The organism is Anaerosporobacter sp., assembly GCF_031551385.1.
Classification (GTDB): Bacteria; Bacillota; Clostridia; order Lachnospirales; family Lachnospiraceae; genus Anaerosporobacter.
Window position 1 is genome coordinate 1 of sequence record NZ_JAVBNS010000235.1, and the last position, 19,078, is coordinate 19,078.

Sequence of the window (19,078 nt, forward strand, 5' to 3'; positions counted from 1 at the left end):
TGTCCAATTAACACCAACTGCAGCACCTTCTTTACAACTTACTTTCCCTAGTTGATATGCTCGCTCTGTCTTTCCAGTAGCCGCTACAAGCATCTCTCTTCCGTAGTAAGTTCCTTCTATTGCTGAACCGTTACCGCCGTATTCCAGATTTGATGCAATCAATAATGGTATCTTAGATGACTCCTGCAATATCTTATGACTATGACGTAGTTCCTCGCTTAATCCTTCACGGTAAAGCATTCCACCGATATGTTTTTTCTCAACTAGTTCCTTTAATTCCTTCTCTTCCTTCGTAAAAACAATTGGACAAAATAATTGACCCACTTTTTCTTCTATTGACATGCTTTCATATGTTTCATTAACCCATGCAATCTGTTTCTCATTCAAATAAAATGGTTTCTTATCAAATGCTATCATATCTGAATTCCTTTCTATCTTAGTTTTTTCTATCCATTACTACTCTTCTATCGTTACAATCAAATCCACAAGCTCATCCACCGCTAACTGCAATTGTTCTGGTTCAAACGGAAGATAGTGCATAGAAAATATTTGTCTAAGCGATGTTGCACCCATTTCCTCAGCACCAGATGCCGCAATTCCTGCAATTGCTGGTACATATTTTCTGAGTATCTCCATTGCCTTTCTATCTCTTGCAAGTCGTGCCAACGTGGTATCAAGATGATATGGCTTACGGAAATCCTTCTTAGGAAGATAACGAAAACGATACGAACCTGCTACCAACTGCATACTCTCTTCCTCATATTCTGGTAACCTTACATTTGCTTGGCAATCAAATGGTATCTCAATATAAACTTGTACATATCCGTCTTGCTCTATCTTCCAATTACAGATATATGTTCCATATACGGAATCATAACGTGCATTGACATAACCAAGCCTAATATCTGGATTTGGCTCGATAACGGCATCTTTAAATCCATTCTTCCCACTACGAATACCTCCTGCATAGGCATATACGAATTCCATTACAGAACCATAGGCATAATGATTCAATGAATTCATACCTGTTGGGCTAATCGTTCCATCTTCTAAGACAGAATTCCATCTTTCCCATATCGTAGTTGCTCCCATATCTACTTCATACAACCAACCTGGAAATCCTTCCTTCAATAAAAAGTCATATGCTAATTCAAGTTCTCCTATTTCCGCTAATGCCATACATAGAAGTGGTGCTCCTACAAATCCACATTTGATACGATTGCAGTCTTTCTGTAATCGAGTCTTAAATTGCTCTATTAATTTCTGCTTATCGATATATATTTCAAATCTTAATGCAATTACATATGCCGCCTGTGTATCAATCGCCAAACGACCAGATGGTGTAAAATACTCTTGTAAGATAGCCTTTTTAATCTTGTCTGCTAATTTCTTATATTTTACTACCTCTTCCGTTTTACCCAACACTTCTGCTGCCTTACTTGTAAGTAAACAAGAGTGATAATAGTAAACCGAAGCGATGTAAGCATCGTCTGTACTTCCTTTAAAACTGTCGATTGTTGCCCCATCAAGCGCAAGCCAATCTCCAAAACAAAATCCAAAGTTAAACAGATACTTCTGTCCTCGTTCACAATCTTTTCTTGTAATATAATCAATCCAATCGCACATCATTGGATAGGCATATTCTAATTCACTCGAATTTCCATAATAGCGAAATAGTGTATCAGGAATAATTGTTGCTGCATCGCCCCAAACACTTCCGACATCCTGTTTATGTCCAATATTAGGTACGAAATTAGGAATACCACCATCAAGAATTTTTTGTTCTGATTTAAGGTCATTGATATACTTATGGAAAAATGCCCTTGTGTCCATATGATAGGAAGCCGTAGCTGCAAACACTTGTGCATCACCAGTCCAGCCAAGACGTTCACTTCTCTGTGGGCAATCAGTTGGTATATCAATAAAATTTGACTTTAACCCCCAGACTGTATTTTCATACAATCGATTAATTCGCTTGTCCCCAGTTTCGATATATCCTGTTCTTGTGATATCAGAATAGATAACCTTTCCAACAAAATCAGATTTATCAATTTCTCCATGCCAACCACTTACACGAACATAACGAAATCCAAAGTAGGTGAAATGTGGACGAACAATCTCTCGCTCTCCATTCGCAATATATATAAATTGCGATTTCGCATCTCGATAGTTTTTGTTATAGAAATTGTTATCTTGAAGAATTTCTCCAAAATCGAAAACAACTTTCGTTCCTTTCGGCAAACATGCTTCAAATTCCAGATATCCAGCAAAGTTTTGTCCCATATCAAGCACAGTTTCTCCACTTGGTGTATTAATTATCTCTTGTACAGGCAACTCTTCCTGTACACACACTGGCAAACTAATTCGGTCAATTAGATGAGCTTTATTCAGATTACAGTTTCCTATATTATCTTGTGAATTCTCTTGTGAGTTTTCTACTACTCTTACGGACTTCGGTTTATTCTCTTTTCCAGCCCATAGTAAACGATTGATAATCTCTCCATCATAGATGCCAGAATCTTCAATATCCGACGCATAGTATTGCCATTGTTCATCTGTTAGGATTACTTCTTTACTTCCATCTTCATACTCAATATGCAATTCTGCAATTGCTGCCAAATCCGTACCATAATTCTCTTTCTTTAGTTCCAGTCCAAAGAGTCCTCTATACCAGCCATTTCCTAGCAAGATTTCCAGCGTGTTTTCCTCTTTTAGATTCTCTTCTAGTGCAAATGTAATAACTTGAATTGTCTCTTCATAATTATTCAGATATGGTGCAAGATACTCATTTTCAAGCAGTTTTCCATTCAAGTAAGTTTCAAAAAGCCCAACTCCTGTCATGTAAAGTCTCGCTCTTTCTACTTTCTTTCTAGTTGTAAAATTCCGAAAAAGAATCGGATGGCATGTATCTTGCTTCTCTGCCAGAATCCATTTCGCTTCCCATTGTTCCTCCATCTTACCTGTTTCAAAACAATAGATATCGCTAACTGCCTCTTCCTGCTCTGTCCTTACTTGAATTCGAACATAATATGCTGTTCTTGGTAAAAGGCTAAGCTCTAATCGTTCACCTGCTTGGTTTAGTTCCTTTCCTTCTTTTTCATATATTAGCTTTGTAAATGCTTTCGTGTCACTTACTTCAATTCTCACATTTTCTTGTCTTATTCCCTTTGTCTCTATCACTTTCCACGAACAAACAATATACTCATAATGATATCCTAATGGATTCTTGATTCCATTCACTCTAACATCTATTATCTTCATCTAATCCCTCTTTCGTCTATGCCTCGCCTGCTTTTTCCTCTAGGGCTATCTTACGTTTCTCTTTAAATGTCTGGAACTCTGTAATACGGTATGCATTAAATGAATAAGCAAAGAATACAAGTACAATAATTCCAGTTATTACAGACTGCCATGCAGAAGGTACACCTAATTTCCCTATTCCCGCAAATATAATGGATTGTGTTAATGCTCCGATTATTACACCAGTATTACGGTCAAAGTACTTCGCAAGTATATTTCCAATGAACATCGGCATAAATGCATTCTGGATATAAGAGGCACTGCCAAGACTAATCTCTGGTGTTATCGTTCCGAGCACTGATAGATTCACTACTCCCGCTACTGCCATACAAAATCCGCCAATTGCAAAACAGATAATTGCATTTTTCTTTTCCTTAATACCAACATTAACAGCTATTTCTTGCCCACCTTTTAATGACTGTGTATCAAAACCAAACTGTGTTCGATTTAATAAAATATATAATATTGCAACAATAACAACACATAATATATATACATATGGTTGCTGACTCCAGATAAGCAATTTACTCTTACCTATTAACTTTACACCAGAACCTCCTGTTATCTTGAATCCGACCGCTTCGTAAATCATTGCCAGACCTAATGTAACTACCATTGGTGGTAAGCCTAGTGCAGTATAAACCAATCCACTAAACATACCAATCAACGCTCCAAATAGTAAACTAAAAAGGAGAAGTGCAACTGGCCCAAGATTAAAATGAAGTGTGATCATTGAACCTAATATCGTTGATAGTATCAATGTCGAGCCAATACTAAAATCAAATCTTCCTGATGTTAAATTATAAGATACTGCAAGTGCAATAAATCCTGTATAAACTGTATTTCTTAAAATTACTCTTAAATCAACTCCTACACCAAATGTTGTAACGCCTTGGCTTCTGCATAATACCCAAAAGATAAGATATACAACCACAGGAATCGCTGCTAACTTTGCGACATTTATAGCAATGTTTTTTATTTTTTCCATGTCTTTATCCTCCTTAACGTGGTAGCAACTTGGTTCTATATGTCATTGAAGTAATGAATACTACGACAATAAATATGATACCTCTGACAATCTGAATCATATCATTTGATACATTACAGATACTAAGTCCATTGTTTAGAATCGTAATGGTTGCTGCACCAATTAATGCCGCACTAATCTTACTTCTTGAACCGCCAGTTAAAGGCATACCACCAAGTACAATTGCTAGTAAGATATCATTTCCAATACTTCCACCAGAAGATGCCGTTACTGTCTTTGTCTTTAATATTGTAATAATCGCTGCCAACGCAATACCAACACCACTCATTAAAAATGCTACAATTACATTCCATTTTGCATTGATTCCTGCTTGTGCAGATGCCAGTGCATTACCACCTTGAAGCTTACACCCTTTTCCGATTCTCGTGTAATTAAAGATAACTAATGCAACAATGTAGAAGCATATTACAAAGGTAAGATTAATCGCTGTCATATTATTGATATTTATCATTTTTCGTACTGATATTGTTGTTTCATTTCCTAATAGTACAAGTCCAATCGCTGACAGCAACGCTCCAAGTATAATTGTTACAATGAAGATTGGCAGAGTTAGATATGCTGCTAATACCCCTTTTATTAAAGCGATTCCCAAAGACACAAGCACTGTTACAATAATCATCGCTGCAAAACTTCCTGTCTTTGTTCCTACTAGTGCTCCTGAAATTGCTGATATACACAAACTTCCACTCGCTGACATATCAAGTGCTCCGCATGAAAAGCAATACACCATACCAATTGAAACTAAGGCTGTCATTACAAATTGATTCGTAATAATTTTTAGATTAACTTTGCTTATGCTCTTGCCTCCTGTAAGAATAGCAAATACAGCTATAACTAAGATAAGACCTATAATAGGAGCAAAGTTTATCATTTTCTCTTTTATCATTGCTTTCTTTCTTACTGTTCCTTCCATGACTGCTCCTCCTATATCATATAATTAATCACAGCATCTTCATCAAATTGTTCACTACGATTTAATTCACCTGAGATATATCCATCTTTCATAATAATAATGCGGTCACACATTCCGATTAATTCCGCCATCTCTTCCGATATCATAAGAATTGCTTTTCCTTCTTTCTTCATTGTCTCCATAAGTTCATACATTGCCGCCTTCACACCAATATCAACACCTCTTGTTGGACAATCAAGTATTAGGATTTCTGCATTTCTTCCAATCCATTTTCCAAAAACAACTTTTTGCTTATTACCACCAGATAGGAATTTTACTTGTTGATTCATATTCGCACATTTAATACGCAAACCATCAATTTGTTTTTGTACATATTTTTTCTCTGCACTTGGAGTTATAATTCCATACTTTTCAATCTGATTAAATCCTGTACCTACAATGTTTTCCTTAATACTTCCTGTCAGTACAAGTGCCTCTGCATCACGGTTTTTTGAAACATATCCCATTCCATGTCTCATTGCAACTCTGGCATTCTCTATTCTCTCACCTGTTGGAGCGTAAGTAATCTCTCCTGTCACAATTGGTTCTTCTCCAAATAATGCTCTTCCAAGTTCATGCATTCCACAGTGAGAAAGACCACCAATTCCAAGTATTTCTCCCTTATGAAGTTCTAGGCTTACGTTCTTCGTAAGTCCACGTCCTGTCGTAACCTCATGTGCACGAATTAGCACTTCCTCTTCGTATGTACACTCTTTATCTTCACGGTAATAATGCTCTCCAATTTCTCTTCCAACCATGTGCTTTTTAACAAGATTTGATTCAAAATCCTTTTTATCTAAAGTTGTTATTAACTGTCCATCTCTCAAAACAGTTAAGGAATCACATTGCTCCATCGTTTCCTCTAAATCATGGGAAATAAATAGTACCGCCTTGTTTTCCTCTTTCATCTTTTTCATTAGCTGATAGATGATATCTCTTCCTTGTTGTGAAAGGGCTGTTGTTGTTTCATCTACTACTAGCACCTCTGGATTGCTATACATAACCCTTGCAATCTCAACTAACTTCCTATCTTGCATGTTCAATTCATCTATATACATTGCTGGATTACAATCATAATATCCTATTGCATCTAACGCTTTTTTTGCTTCTTTGTTCATTGCCTTTACACTAATCAAACCATGTTTTTTAAATGCACGCTCATTTCCTAAAAATATATTTTGAGCAATCGTAATTCCCGAAATAGTTCCCATCTCTTGTACAATCATTCCAAAGCCTGCTGCCGCTCCTTCAATCATTGTTGCTGGTTTATGTTCCTGTCCCTTTAGATACATCTTTCCGCTGTCTGCTGCCTGCATTCCTGCCGCAATAGAGGTTATCGTTGATTTTCCAGAACCATTTTCCCCTATCAAGCCTCTAATCTCTCCACGGTACACAGTAAGGTCTACATGATTTAATGCTATTGTTGTACCGAAATTTTTACATATATCCTTTGCTTCAAACAATACTTCTCTATTTTTCTCCATGCCATTCACCAAATACTTTCTATGCTATTTACAGATAGGAGTAAATTTTTAGTTCACTCCTATCTGTATTGCATGTTGGATTATCTGTTTAATATCGCTTCCATCGTTCCTGTTGCAACTAAATCTTTTACCGTATCTACTGTTACATTTTCATTTACAGCTACGCTTAAGCTCATAAGTTGCTCTGCTGTATAAACACCTTCACTTTTCATAACATCGTTTAATGTTTTGCAGTCTTCTGCATTTGCTATTTTCCAAAATTCTGTACTCATACGTAACGCTTTTCCATCTGCTCTCCAAGCATCTGCATTTCCATCTACTGCATTACAGATTGCTGCAATTCCAAATCCAAAGGTATCTACATTTTTTGATACAAGGAAGGAACAGAGTCCACCTTCAAATGCATCTACATATGTTGTATTAACAGAACCAATTGTTGCAAGTTCAACCGTACCTGCAAGCCCAGCTGAAGCAATTGGTTGTGCCCAGAAATCTACACCATTAAATGATGCTACTACTGCTTGAAGCCCTTGTTTTGATAAAGCAGAACTCTGATCTGCAAAGAACTGGTCTCCAGGGAATCCACTAACTACGGTTACTTCTACACTATCATCAATTGCATCCATAAAACCATTCTGTCTTTTAACGAATTGATCGACACCAAAATCTGCCCCACCATTTGCATAAACAACATTTGTATAACCCTTTTCCATTACCCATTCTCCAAGTGCTTTTCCAGCATCGTAGTCATCTCCACCTGCTGAAACGATTCCTAGATAGTTTTCATTTTCACCAAATTCTTCATACACTTCATCTTCGTCCATTCCATAAAAATACATTCCATAATCAATTACACTTTGAACTTGTTCTAATCCAGTAACATTATAATAACCAATAAACCCTTTACAACCAGCCATAGCACAATCTTCGATAAATTTCATCTCACTATCAGCATCTGCAATTGCCTCAGAATACTTAAATTCTACGTTATATGTCTTCGCAAGTTTTGCAAAATACTCTTGAATCGCAATCGTCTCTGAATCCGTTGGATCATAAAGCTCAACACCAATTAATACTTTTTCTTTTGGATATGTCGTCGTTTCTGTTGATACAGAATCCCCTGTCTCTGTTTGCTTTTCCCCTACACTTGCATTGTTTGCTTTTGTATCATTTACTTCCGTATTGTTACTTCCACAACCAACAAGTGCTACTGTCATTACAAGACCCATTAATACTGCTAATAATCTTTTTTTCATATTCGTATCCTCCATACTCTCTTTGAATTAAGTTATTAATTATACTTTGATTATACTAATTAAACGTCTGAATATCCATGTAGTATTTTTCTCGTAATCCGACATATTTTAAGATTTCAATTGAAATGCATAATCCTATAAGATATAATCAAATTATCTTATAGAATTAAAGGGGGACAAAAGGCGATGAACTATTATGTCACTTACGGCGAGTTACAAGAGCACCTAAAAAGCTATTATATGCGAACAGGAAATCGTCTTCAATTTATAGATGTCATTCAACATATGTATAAGCAAGGACAATTAAAATCAGACAATCCAGCAACTACACATGACAATGCTTATCGTGAAATGACAGATGAAGAATTCGAGCAGTTCATCGACTCTATTACATTTACCGTTATACCAACTTGGAACTCTTCTACTGGCCTACGTGTACAAGAAACAGACATCATTCCAAATACACGGGATGTGTTCGTTATCCGCCATCCACGCTATACAAGACCACAAACTCATATGCACAATTACTTTGAAGTTGACTTTGTTGCACGAGGAGAATGTAGTTTTACTTTTGAACAAAATACTAGAACATTACGTGAAGGTGAAGTTTGTATTATTGCACCTTCTTCTGAGCATGATTTAACCATCGTAGATGACTCTACTATTATTACCATTATGATTCGTAAAAGTACTTTTGATACCACATTCTTTTCTCTCTTATCACAAAAGGATTTACTCTCCTACTTTTTCCGTACCATTCTTCAAGGAGATAACCATGCAAATTATCTATTGTTTTTTACTTCGGACAACCAGTGGATAAAAAAAATACTGCATAACCTTTTTCAGGAATGCAGTAATCAAGACAGCTATAGCAATAATTGTTGTATCAATTGGGTAAACCTATTTTTCTCTACCTTATTGCGAAATTATAGCCAGACGATTCAATTTTATAATTATCAGATGGGTGCGGATTTTTCTTTAATCCTGCAATATATTCAATACAATTATCAAACACTTTCTCTCTCCACATTGGCAGAGATTTTTCACTATAGCGAACCACATCTAAGTACATTAATTAAACAAAATACTGGTTTTACATTTACAGAGCTGATTAAGCGCCTCCGGTTATCCGATGCTGTAGATTATCTTATTAATACAGACATGAAAATCAGCGAAATTGCAGAACAAATTGGCTACAACTCCGCTGATCATTTTTCACGTGTTTTTCGTTCCTCTTATCAAATGTCTCCACTAGAATACCGAAAGCAAAATCAAGCCTCTGCTATTCACTTTGACTACAAATAATATTTGATTCCATTACTTAATTAAGGCTCAATCAAGCCCTTTCATTATCGCAAACGAAAACGTAATATCCTTCTCTGCATTAATACGATGTGGTAGTTCAACATCAGCACCCCAGCTATCAATACCACCAACACCTCTGACAGCTCCTAATATGCTAACAACAGTTCTACGAGGTAATGGAAGTTCTTCATGATGAGTTGCATTCTCTAATTCCTCAGCAGTATATGGAATACAAGAGAATGCAAATTGCTTATCAAGCGATTCGAAACGCAATTTGAATTCCTCTCTGCTCTTGTCTGCATTATTTTTTGTTGTGTCTCTGCAAACCTCTAACCAGTCTGTGTTCATATGAACGTTACAGTCCTGTGGAACTATATACTTTGTAACTGGCAATCCTTCTATCGTATAGATTCCCTTTTCACCGCCAAGCATTCTATCTGGGTATGTTTCGTCTGATAACCCTTCGTATGTATAAGAAACGGCTTTCGTGGGCATTACAAAACGCATTCCGAATACAGGAAGTTCAGGTAAACCTTCTTTGCCATGATAATGTACATGCACTTGAATCTTTCCATCGCCAGAAACTTCATACGCTACTTCTACCTCTGTTGATGGTGTAGTAATCGTGTTATAGGTAAATGTAATCTTGATTTTATCTGCTGTTTCGTTGCCAGTATATTGATTATTCACTGGTGCTATTGGTAATTCAATTCCTGCTCCATCTACCTCAACACTAGCTGCTGTACATGGTAAGAACATATCTGCGCCAAGCCACATACCTGATTTAATCGAAAAACGATTTCCTCTGTCATTGTCCGTTGTTGCTCTCCAGAATGTTGGTCTAGGAGTACGATACAACCACTCTTTTCCACCAATTACAAGAGAATCCAAACCACCCGTTTGATAAGAGAAGATATAATGAAAATCTGCTCCCTTGATTCCAATTGTTACATCGCCATATATGATTTGTAATTTATTTGTGTAGTCCATAACAATATCTTACCTCCTGCATCGCTGGTTTCAATGTTCTATCGGCAAATACAATTCCATTACCTGAGAATTCATAATCAGAAGGACGGTCATCAAAATCTCCGCCGTAACGAAGTACTTCTTCTCCTGTCACTTCATCTTTTACTAATAATGCTTGGTCAATAAAATCCCAGATAAATCCGCCATGATACATCTCATATTTATCAATTAAATTACTATAAGACTGGAATCCACCTAACGAATTTCCCATACAATGCATGTATTCACATAATAAAAATGGTTTCTCTGGGTTGTTTTCCAGATACTTCGCCACATTCTCAGGAGAAGTATACATATGACTCTCCATATCCGATATTCTATCTTTAAGAGCTGGATTATTCACTACACCTTCATAATGTACTAAACGGTCTGGGTCTTTTTCCTTAAAAAATGCATTCATCGCAACAATATTTTCTTCTGCATACGATTCATTCCCAAGTGACCAGAATAAAATTGATGTATGGTTTTTGAAAACTTCAAAGTTTGTTTTTGCTCGATCTAAAACGGCAGCTTTCCACAATGGGCTTTTTCCAGGCACATTCCATGATGGATCAATCTGTCCTAGCTTTTGCCACGAACCATGAGATTCCAGATTCGTCTCTGCCATCATATAGATTCCATTCTCATCACATAGATAATACCATGGTAACTGATCTGGATAGTGGCACGTTCTCACCGCGTTAATGTTATTCTCTTTAAAGCAGTTGATATCCCATTCCATATCTGTCATGGTGATACTTCTACCTCTTTTGGCATCCCATTCATGACGGTTAACACCATTGATAATCAATCGCTCTCCGTTCAAGAGAATTTTCTTATCCTTTATCTCAATCCTGCGAAATCCTGTTCTATATGGAATCACTTCCGTCAATGTATTGTTTGAATCATATACTTCAATCATAAGTGTATATAGATATGGTACATGGTTGTCCCAAGGAGTAACGTCTTCAATCTCTACTGGTCCAATGGTAGTTTTGTATTGTAGCTCACTTGTATCAGAAAATACTTCCACACCATCTTCATTCATAAGTATCGCTTTCACACTTCCAAGCTGAACTTCTGAGGAAATATTCAAATCTACCGTTAAAACCCCTGTCTTGTTATCTTCTTTTAGTAGCGATTTCATCCACAAATCATCTACGTGAATCGCTGGTTTCGCATATAATATAACATTTCTATAGATTCCGAAGAAACGGAAGAAATCTTGGTCTTCCAGATACGCTGCCGAACATCTTTTATGTACTTCTACGGCTAAGACATTCCCTTTTTCTTTAATATAAGGTGTTAAATCGAATTCAGAAGGTGTAAAACTATCTTCCGCATATCCTAAAAATTCACCATTCAGCCAAACATAGATTGCCTGCTCTACGCCTGCAAAGAATATGCACACACGTTTTCCAATCAGCCCTTCCTCTAAATCAAATGTTTTGCGGTAAGAGCCTACTGGATTGTAGTCTGCTGTAGAGAATAATCCTGTTCCCTCTTTGTGATTATCTAATAGACCTTTCGGTCTTCTATACTCATGTCCTTCCCAAGGATACATCGTATTAATATAATGCAGTTTATCATACCCACTCAATTCAATATGTCCAGGTACTGCAATCGTATCAAAATTCGAATCACAGAAATCTACTTGATAAAAATCTGTTGGTCTCTCTTTCGCATTCCTTGAATAGCAAAAACGCCAAGTTCCATTAAGACTTTGCTGCAAAGAGTTATTCTTGCCCTCCATCTCTTTCCAATCCTTATAGTAGAAATGGTCACTATGTGCTGCTAACTGATTTACTCGAAATACTTCTGGATCATCTAACCAATTAATATCTGCTTTCATATGAATTCCTTTCTTGCTTTTGTTATATTTAAATACCTGCACAACTTCCTATCAGTTTTTTTGTGCCGATGTATTTAGCTTATCCTCTCTATATTCAATTGGTGTCATGCCAGTTACTTCTTTGAATACTTTGGCAAAATAATTTGCATTGGCATATCCACACTTAATCGCAATTTCTGTGATTTTATCATAATCCAACTCTAGCATCTTCTTTGCTCGCTCTATTCTAACATTACTGATATACTGTTTTAAAGTAATATTCATCTCCTGCTTAAACAGCACACTTAGATACGCTGATGAAAAATGAAAATATTCTGCAATCTGGCTTACACTTAATTCTGCTTCCCCATAGTGATTGCTTATATAATTTGTCACACCTCGGATTAATCTGCTGTATTGTGATTGCTCCTGATATCGTTCCTCTAGCTTTGTAATTAATTTAAACAGAAGTCGACGAATCCCCTCTAATTTATCTTGATTGCGTATTGCTAATTCAATCTTTTCTTCATTGTCAAGATGCTCACTACCATCAAGTACTTCTCTATTCTCACGACAAAGCACGATTATCATGGATGTAAAGAGTGCTTGCACCTGTTCTTTACGATAATATTTATTAGTTTTGAGATTGTCAAAAACTTTATCACACCACTCTTTTAGATTGTAAGGATGCTCTCGTAACAACCCAACAAATTCATTATATAATCCTGGTTCAAGATTCCTTTGCTGCATAATCTCATCATCAACATAAAAGATTCGATTCGTATTATCATAGAAGGAACAATTCATAGCTAACAGCGCCGTTTGATAGCCATTATGAATACTTCGAATATCATTCGTATCAAATCCTACTCCCAATATAAAATTCGTATACTGGCTTAAAAAAGCTTGAAAAACACCACTCATACGATATTTTTCTTTTGTATCACAAGCAATTATAAATGTATAAGAATAATCTCCTGCATAGTTACCTATTGCCTGCATTCTCTTTTGATCAAAGAAATCCGTAACTAAATTGATAACTTCCTCTGTATTGCTACGTTTCTCATTATCATGAATTATCACGCAATAGTAATTTCTCTTCAAAGAAAAATCTACATCACCACATAGCTTCTTAGCCATCTCATAATCAAAATCTTTACTGATTAAGATGTTCACTAACTTCTGCTGTAATAATTCTTTTCTGTTTTCCTTCATATCCGCTGCACTTCTTCGTTCATGGATTGCTGCGATTGCCTTCTCAATTGCTTTCTCCACTCCCATCAAATCAATCGGTTTCTCTATAAAATCCACCGCAGATAGCTTTATTGCACTTTTTAAGTAATCAATCTCCATATAACCACTCATAAATATAAGCATACAGGAAGGATTCATCTCTGCAAGTTCATGTGCAAAACTAATTCCATCAAGTTTAGGCATCTTGATATCGGTAAGTACAATATCTGGTTGAAACCACGCAGCAATACTTTTAGCCTCACTTCCATTTCTAGCTTGTACTACTTCTTCTATTCCAAACCGACTCCAATCAATACTCTCTACTAAACCTTCTCTTGTATAATCGTCATCATCAGCTATTAATATCTTCATACTTACCTCCTGATCCCACTACCTATCTTTAGTTATAACAATGGCATTAATTAAACCCCTGCTTCATTAAATTCATTTACGATAAATTCAATAACCTTACTATCCTCCCAGTATATCTCAATCACTTTCGCTCTATCCATACGAACCCCTGTTAAACTCCCATTCTTCCACACCTTTGGCAATTCAGGTAGTAATCGCAATTCTCCACTTTGTTCTTCAATTATCATTCGTATCAACAACTCTGCTGTTTTATACGGAATCTGTTTCTTCAAATTAAAAGGATTCCATATTTCATAATTTTTAATTCGTTCCACTACTTCTTTCTCTATTAAAAGATTCGAATATTCTTCTTGTTGATGCTTACCTTCCCATTCTCCCTCTTTATTCGCTTGTTTGATATCCTCAAGCAAGGAGGATGAAAGCTGAAGTTTCTCACATAACTTCTTATAAAACTTCATGCCTACTACATCATATATTTGGTGACGCAAATTTTCTTTTGTCTGTCTTTTTACACAAGGATAAAAAACCTTATAGAGAAGTTGTGGATTATCAATATATTGAAATACACGTTCTAATAGCACACATATTTCTTGCAGTTGATTTTTCTTAATCGCCTGCATTACAATCAAATCTATGTCTGTATACATTAATCTCATGTAATGTTTTCCTATACATTCTTCAAGATTTAAAGCAAACATACACATAATATACTCCAAACAAGATATAAATTCCTCACTACTCTGTAAGCCACAGATTACTTGCTCTTCATCCTCACCTTGCTTGTTTCTATTTTTTTTATAATAAAAACTAATTAACAGATATCTGCAATAATGAATAAATGCACAAACTACTTTGTCTTTTTCTGCATCTTTAACTATATTATCCGTTACTACTATTGTACTAGTATTACATACATCATTCAAACTAAAATTAACACGATGCAATTTTTTCTGATAGCAAGCTGTATGTAACTTCTTTATCTCATTATAGCCATTTTGATATATCTTTTCTTTCTCAGCAATATAATCCCCCGATGACAGCCCAAGTATTATTTGCCTAGATTGCGTAATTTCTATTTTGTTTTTTCCCTCACCTAAGTATCTAACCTCTCCATCCGTATCAAGAATAACTAGTTTAAGCTTATTAGTCACACTCGCTGCCTTGTTCTGCTTCGTACTTCTTGATACTTCCTCTATAGAAATTAAAACTTCTTTCATTCTTTCTGTAGCAGAGAATTTAATAAAAAACATATTCAATTCTCTGCTAATAAAATATTCTCTTCGGTAAGAACACTCTTCACTCTCAAAGTCAACGATCTCAATCGCTTGATTAATATCAAGTTTTCTGCAATAATTTTTAACTTTAAGTCTTTCCTTACATTGAATCTTTAATAACTGTATCAGCTCAACTGCACCATCAATGATATTGCCTAGAAGAACTTCTTCCTCCCATATACCCCCATATGGAAATGCACATAGTTTTCCGTTTCCCAGTGGCATTATTTCTCTCTTATGTGACGCTGGCTGTTCAAATACTATATCGATACTTATCACCCACTTATCAGCAAAATTTAATTCATAAAACGCGTCATATAATAAATAGAAATTTCTCTCTATTTATCATATATTATAATCTTTTAACGTGCTTTTCAGTAGGGTAATTATCTCTGATTGTCTTTATTTTTCTATGATTCCATATTCCTTTTTGGAATCTCGATTGTTACACAAGTTCCCACTCCAAGAGAACTGCTTACTTGCAATAAAATACTCTCTTCAAAATAAATGGATAACCGTTTTTCAATGTTTTTAATACCGTAATGACTTCCTCCCGTCTTCTTCTCAGCAACCTCTTCCTTCATGCCTACACCATCATCAGTGATACTGATACAAATTCGATCTCCCTCTTCCCATGCTGAAAGCATAACAACTCCACGCCCATCCTCTTTTTCACAGATGCCATGTAGTATCGCATTCTCAATTAATGGTTGAAGTGTAATTTTAGGAATGACATAGTTAAGTACTTCCTCTTGGACTTCCTCCTCAAAACGGATTCTTCCTCGAAATCTTCGCCTTTGAATCTCCATATATGCCTGACACAACTTTATCTCATCACGTATCGTTACAATATCTTTTCCTTTATTCAAAGTTAAACGATAAAACATTGATAGTGATTGGATAACACCTCTTATATTCTCTGTTTCATTCTTCTGCGCCATCCAGTTAATCATATCTAATGTATTATATAAAAAATGCGGATTTATCTGTGATTGCAACGCTTTTAGTTCTGCCCCCATCTTTTCTTGTCCCATCTTATACTGATTGGCCAGTAATTCTTGTAAATCCTCCACCATCTGGTCATAACTTGTTATTAACTCACCAATTTCGTCTTTATGCGGTTCCATCTCAAGTTTTAGAATTGTACCTTCTTGAATCTGCCCCATTCGAATTCTCAGAAGATGAATTCTCTTTGTGATGGATTGTGTAAGAGGATACACCACAAGTAATATCACCAACGAAATCATCAGATAAATAATTCCTACTTTATAGACCGATTCCTTCATTGATTTATTAATCTTCTCATTCGGAATTGCTGACACTAAGTAAATTCTATTATTTTCCAGCACATCACTTCTTACTAAATATGCTTCGTTATTCAGTTTTTGTTTAACAAACTTCTTCTTCGATAAAATCAGATTATCATTTGTAAAAGAAAATAGAGAATCCTCTGTCGTGTTCTCTATTAGTAGTTCCTTCTGCTTTGACATTAGATAGATATATTGGTCTTCCTCTGAGCTTGTCAATATACTTCTCATTGTCTTCTTCGGTATTAATATCGCAACGACGCCAATCTCCTCAGTATAATCTCTTTGATTCCAGATGGAACGAACTAATGCCATATATTCTTCTGATTCAAATTGTGTGGAGTCCTCGAAATTTACCCACATCGCTTTTTCATTATTACCATGTAATTTATCATACCATGTCGTTTCCTTCGCCAATTCCATGGAACGAAATCTTCCTGTTCGTGTAGCAGACATAAGAAAACGGTCATCAATATAATAAACTATTTTACTTGAATCATAGCATAGTTCTAATGCATAAGAATATTCTGATATTTCTTTAAATGCTTCTAAAGATTCCTTTTCATCTTGATTTTCCTTATACTGAAATGTATTATTTATTGTTTCATTCACAGCAATCAAAGATGATATATTATATACACGTACTAAACGATCACTTACTGCTTGATAGAACTGTTCATATCCTTGGTTAATCATATATATTTCTTTTTCATAAGAACTTTTCTTAATTTCATTTTGAAAAAGCACAAAAGTTACCCCTAATGGAATAATACCAACCGCCATAATCAATATTGTTATTTTCTTTGTTAATGGTAACTCATTTATCCAATAAAGGATTCGTTCATTCAATTTTCTTAGTCTTTTAAAATTTTTCATAGTCCGTATCCCTATCTTATATTTCTATCAATTATTACCTACAAATACATTTCACACATCACTACAATTATATATTTTTCACAAATATAGTATACCATACATACAGATACTAGAAAAGACTTTCACCAAATAAATATGATATCTATTCGGCAAAAGTCTTTATACTCTATACTTGAAACTTCTCAATTTCATTTTCTAATAATTTTGCACAGTCCTGTAACATGTTTGCTGCCCCAGACAACTTTTCCGCCATTTGCACTTGATTACCTACTGTTTCATTCACAACTTCCGTTGTACTTGCTGTCTGTTGTGAAACAGCAGATATACTTTGAATGACTTCCATTGTTCCAGACTTTGACTTTCTCATACTATAAGTACTCTCTGCAATAAGATTAACTGCTTCTAACAGTTCTTCAACCTCAGTATCTATCTTATGGAAAACATCTTGGGTATCTGCTACTGCTTGCTCTTGTTCCTTTGTAACTCTAACATTCTCTGCAATCATATCCGATGTATTCGATATCTTGCTTAAAATCTCCTGAATTAGTATCTCGATATTATTCACAGAATCCATAGATTGATTTGCAAGCACACCAATTTCATATGCCACTACTTGAAAACCTTTTCCGTATTCACCAGCACGTGCCGCTTCTATCGATGCATTTAACGCAAGCAGACTAGTCTGGTCTGCAAAATTGCGAATTGCATTAATTACTTCTACAATTAGCTTAGAACTAGACTTCAATTGCTCCATCTGCTCTGTAATAGTATCCGCGATCTTTCCTGTGGTGGCTGTCTTCTCATCAAGTATCTTCATTTGTCCAATTCCATTAAGTATAATACTCCTCGAATCTTCTGCAACAGATTGAATATTCGTTGTATTCTTATCCACAAGGTCGATGACACTTGATAATTCTTCCATTCTTTCAGCCCCGTCTTGTGCTTCTTCAGAAAGGTTTTGAACAACTGCGCCTATTTCATCTATTGATATTCCTATTTTTCCAATTGCTTCATTCATATCACTTGATACTGTAAATAACGTCTCTGACTTTTCAAACACCTCACTACTTTGACCCTTCACCTTCAAAATTAGTGCCTGCATCTTTTCTGTCATATGATTAATACCAGCACCTATAATAGAAAATTCATCCTGTCTATGTAATACTAAACTATCACTTAGATTTCCTTTTGCTATCTTATCTAAATGCCTATTAATCATACGAATTGCCTTACTAATACTTTTTCCTAGAATGATTGAGATGAGAACAGAAATAACACAAGCCACTATCATAAGTACAACTGTAATATTATTAATACTCTGCACTTGTTTTAATAGGGAATCATAAGGAACTAGACCACATAAAACTGCTTGTGTATCCGCTATCTTATTATAAAAATATAGATAAGTTTCACCTCTCCACTGCACTTTACTGTGCCCCGATTCTTCTTCACTACGAATAGAATCGATATAAAATTCTTCATTAAGTAAAGATAAATCATCAAGCTCACTATCTCGACTTGCAATAAGTTCTTTTCCGTCCGCTGTAATCATAGCCATTACTGCATTCTCTCCAAAATCCAAACCTTCTAGAATTTCGTATATCGCCTTGCTACTAATATCAAAAACGACACAACCCTTTGTTGTTGAAAAACCATCAATAAAACGTAGACAATATTCTTTTTCATTTGTTCCTAAAAGTTCATCTACTTTCGTATTATTAATACTCCAAAATGCCGCTTTTTTATTATCTGCCAATATTGTTTGTTCGTTTAATAACTCCTTATATATATTTACCTTTTCTTCTTCTGTTGTTGCTTTTGCATTGAGTGAT

At 35.4% G+C, this 19,078-nt stretch carries 13 protein-coding genes; 1 reads left to right on the forward strand and 12 read right to left on the reverse strand.

Features of this window, described 5'->3' with window-relative positions; all coding sequences use genetic code 11:
- The 6 genes from RMR19_RS17795 to RMR19_RS17820 form a co-directional block, all read right to left on the reverse strand.
- Positions 1 to 417 (reverse strand): glycoside hydrolase family 3 N-terminal domain-containing protein (locus RMR19_RS17795; protein WP_310604848.1); only part of this gene is annotated, 417 nt, incomplete at its 3' end.
- 39 nt (positions 418 to 456) lie between these two features.
- Complete coding sequence (locus RMR19_RS17800) at positions 457 to 3,261, reverse strand: alpha-L-rhamnosidase (RefSeq protein WP_310604849.1); 2,805 nt, start codon at positions 3,259 to 3,261, stop codon at positions 457 to 459.
- A gap of 16 nt (positions 3,262 to 3,277) precedes the next feature.
- The gene (locus RMR19_RS17805; protein ID WP_310604850.1) at positions 3,278 to 4,288 is read right to left on the reverse strand and encodes an ABC transporter permease; all 1,011 of its coding nucleotides are present in this window, start codon (positions 4,286 to 4,288) and stop codon (positions 3,278 to 3,280) included.
- A 13-nt stretch (positions 4,289 to 4,301) separates the two neighbouring features.
- A complete protein-coding gene (locus tag RMR19_RS17810) occupies positions 4,302 to 5,261 on the reverse strand; it encodes an ABC transporter permease (RefSeq protein ID WP_310604851.1) in 960 nt (319 codons plus the stop codon).
- A gap of 11 nt (positions 5,262 to 5,272) precedes the next feature.
- On the reverse strand, positions 5,273 to 6,784 hold the full coding sequence (locus RMR19_RS17815) for a sugar ABC transporter ATP-binding protein (RefSeq protein ID WP_310604852.1): 1,512 nt from the start codon (positions 6,782 to 6,784) through the stop codon (positions 5,273 to 5,275).
- A gap of 80 nt (positions 6,785 to 6,864) precedes the next feature.
- Positions 6,865 to 8,040, reverse strand: a complete 1,176-nt coding sequence (locus RMR19_RS17820) for a hypothetical protein (RefSeq protein ID WP_310604853.1) — start codon at positions 8,038 to 8,040, stop codon at positions 6,865 to 6,867.
- A 186-nt stretch (positions 8,041 to 8,226) separates the two neighbouring features.
- Here RMR19_RS17820 and RMR19_RS17825 point away from each other — a divergent pair, with 186 nt between their 5' ends.
- Positions 8,227 to 9,345, forward strand: a complete 1,119-nt coding sequence (locus RMR19_RS17825) for an AraC family transcriptional regulator (protein WP_310604854.1) — start codon at positions 8,227 to 8,229, stop codon at positions 9,343 to 9,345.
- A 27-nt stretch (positions 9,346 to 9,372) separates the two neighbouring features.
- On the opposite strand, the gene RMR19_RS17830 is transcribed toward RMR19_RS17825, so the two are convergent.
- From RMR19_RS17830 to RMR19_RS17855, 6 genes are all read right to left on the reverse strand, one after another.
- Entirely contained in the window at positions 9,373 to 10,335 is a 963-nt protein-coding gene (locus tag RMR19_RS17830) for a beta-galactosidase small subunit (protein ID WP_310604855.1), read from the reverse strand.
- Positions 10,319 to 12,205 (reverse strand): glycoside hydrolase family 2 TIM barrel-domain containing protein, encoded by a 1,887-nt coding sequence (locus RMR19_RS17835; protein WP_310604856.1) that lies wholly within the window; start codon positions 12,203 to 12,205, stop codon positions 10,319 to 10,321. The genes RMR19_RS17830 and RMR19_RS17835 overlap by 17 nt, the downstream gene beginning before the upstream one ends.
- Positions 12,206 to 12,256: 51 nt before the next feature.
- Positions 12,257 to 13,789 carry a helix-turn-helix domain-containing protein gene (locus RMR19_RS17840; protein ID WP_310604857.1) on the reverse strand — a complete coding sequence of 511 codons (1,533 nt, stop codon included), beginning with the start codon at positions 13,787 to 13,789 and terminating at the stop codon, positions 12,257 to 12,259.
- Positions 13,790 to 13,839: 50 nt separating this feature from the next.
- Positions 13,840 to 15,288, reverse strand: a complete 1,449-nt coding sequence (locus RMR19_RS17845) for a glycoside hydrolase N-terminal domain-containing protein (RefSeq protein WP_310604858.1) — start codon at positions 15,286 to 15,288, stop codon at positions 13,840 to 13,842.
- A 185-nt stretch (positions 15,289 to 15,473) separates the two neighbouring features.
- Entirely contained in the window at positions 15,474 to 17,246 is a 1,773-nt protein-coding gene (locus RMR19_RS17850; RefSeq protein ID WP_310604859.1) for a sensor histidine kinase, read from the reverse strand.
- A gap of 166 nt (positions 17,247 to 17,412) precedes the next feature.
- Positions 17,413 to 19,078 (reverse strand): methyl-accepting chemotaxis protein (locus tag RMR19_RS17855; RefSeq protein WP_310604860.1); only part of this gene is annotated, 1,666 nt, incomplete at its 5' end.

Coding starts and splice junctions, on each gene's coding strand:
- RMR19_RS17800 (WP_310604849.1), bottom strand. CDS start 3,261: ATGAAGATAATAGATGTTAGAGTGAATGGAATCAAGAATCCATTAGGA.
- RMR19_RS17805 (WP_310604850.1), bottom strand. CDS start 4,288: ATGGAAAAAATAAAAAACATTGCTATAAATGTCGCAAAGTTAGCAGCG.
- RMR19_RS17810 (WP_310604851.1), bottom strand. CDS start 5,261: ATGGAAGGAACAGTAAGAAAGAAAGCAATGATAAAAGAGAAAATGATA.
- RMR19_RS17815 (WP_310604852.1), bottom strand. CDS start 6,784: ATGGAGAAAAATAGAGAAGTATTGTTTGAAGCAAAGGATATATGTAAA.
- RMR19_RS17820 (WP_310604853.1), bottom strand. CDS start 8,040: ATGAAAAAAAGATTATTAGCAGTATTAATGGGTCTTGTAATGACAGTA.
- RMR19_RS17825 (WP_310604854.1), top strand. CDS start 8,227: ATGAACTATTATGTCACTTACGGCGAGTTACAAGAGCACCTAAAAAGC.
- RMR19_RS17830 (WP_310604855.1), bottom strand. CDS start 10,335: ATGGACTACACAAATAAATTACAAATCATATATGGCGATGTAACAATT.
- RMR19_RS17835 (WP_310604856.1), bottom strand. CDS start 12,205: ATGAAAGCAGATATTAATTGGTTAGATGATCCAGAAGTATTTCGAGTA.
- RMR19_RS17840 (WP_310604857.1), bottom strand. CDS start 13,789: ATGAAGATATTAATAGCTGATGATGACGATTATACAAGAGAAGGTTTA.
- RMR19_RS17845 (WP_310604858.1), bottom strand. CDS start 15,288: ATGCCACTGGGAAACGGAAAACTATGTGCATTTCCATATGGGGGTATA.
- RMR19_RS17850 (WP_310604859.1), bottom strand. CDS start 17,246: ATGAAAAATTTTAAAAGACTAAGAAAATTGAATGAACGAATCCTTTAT.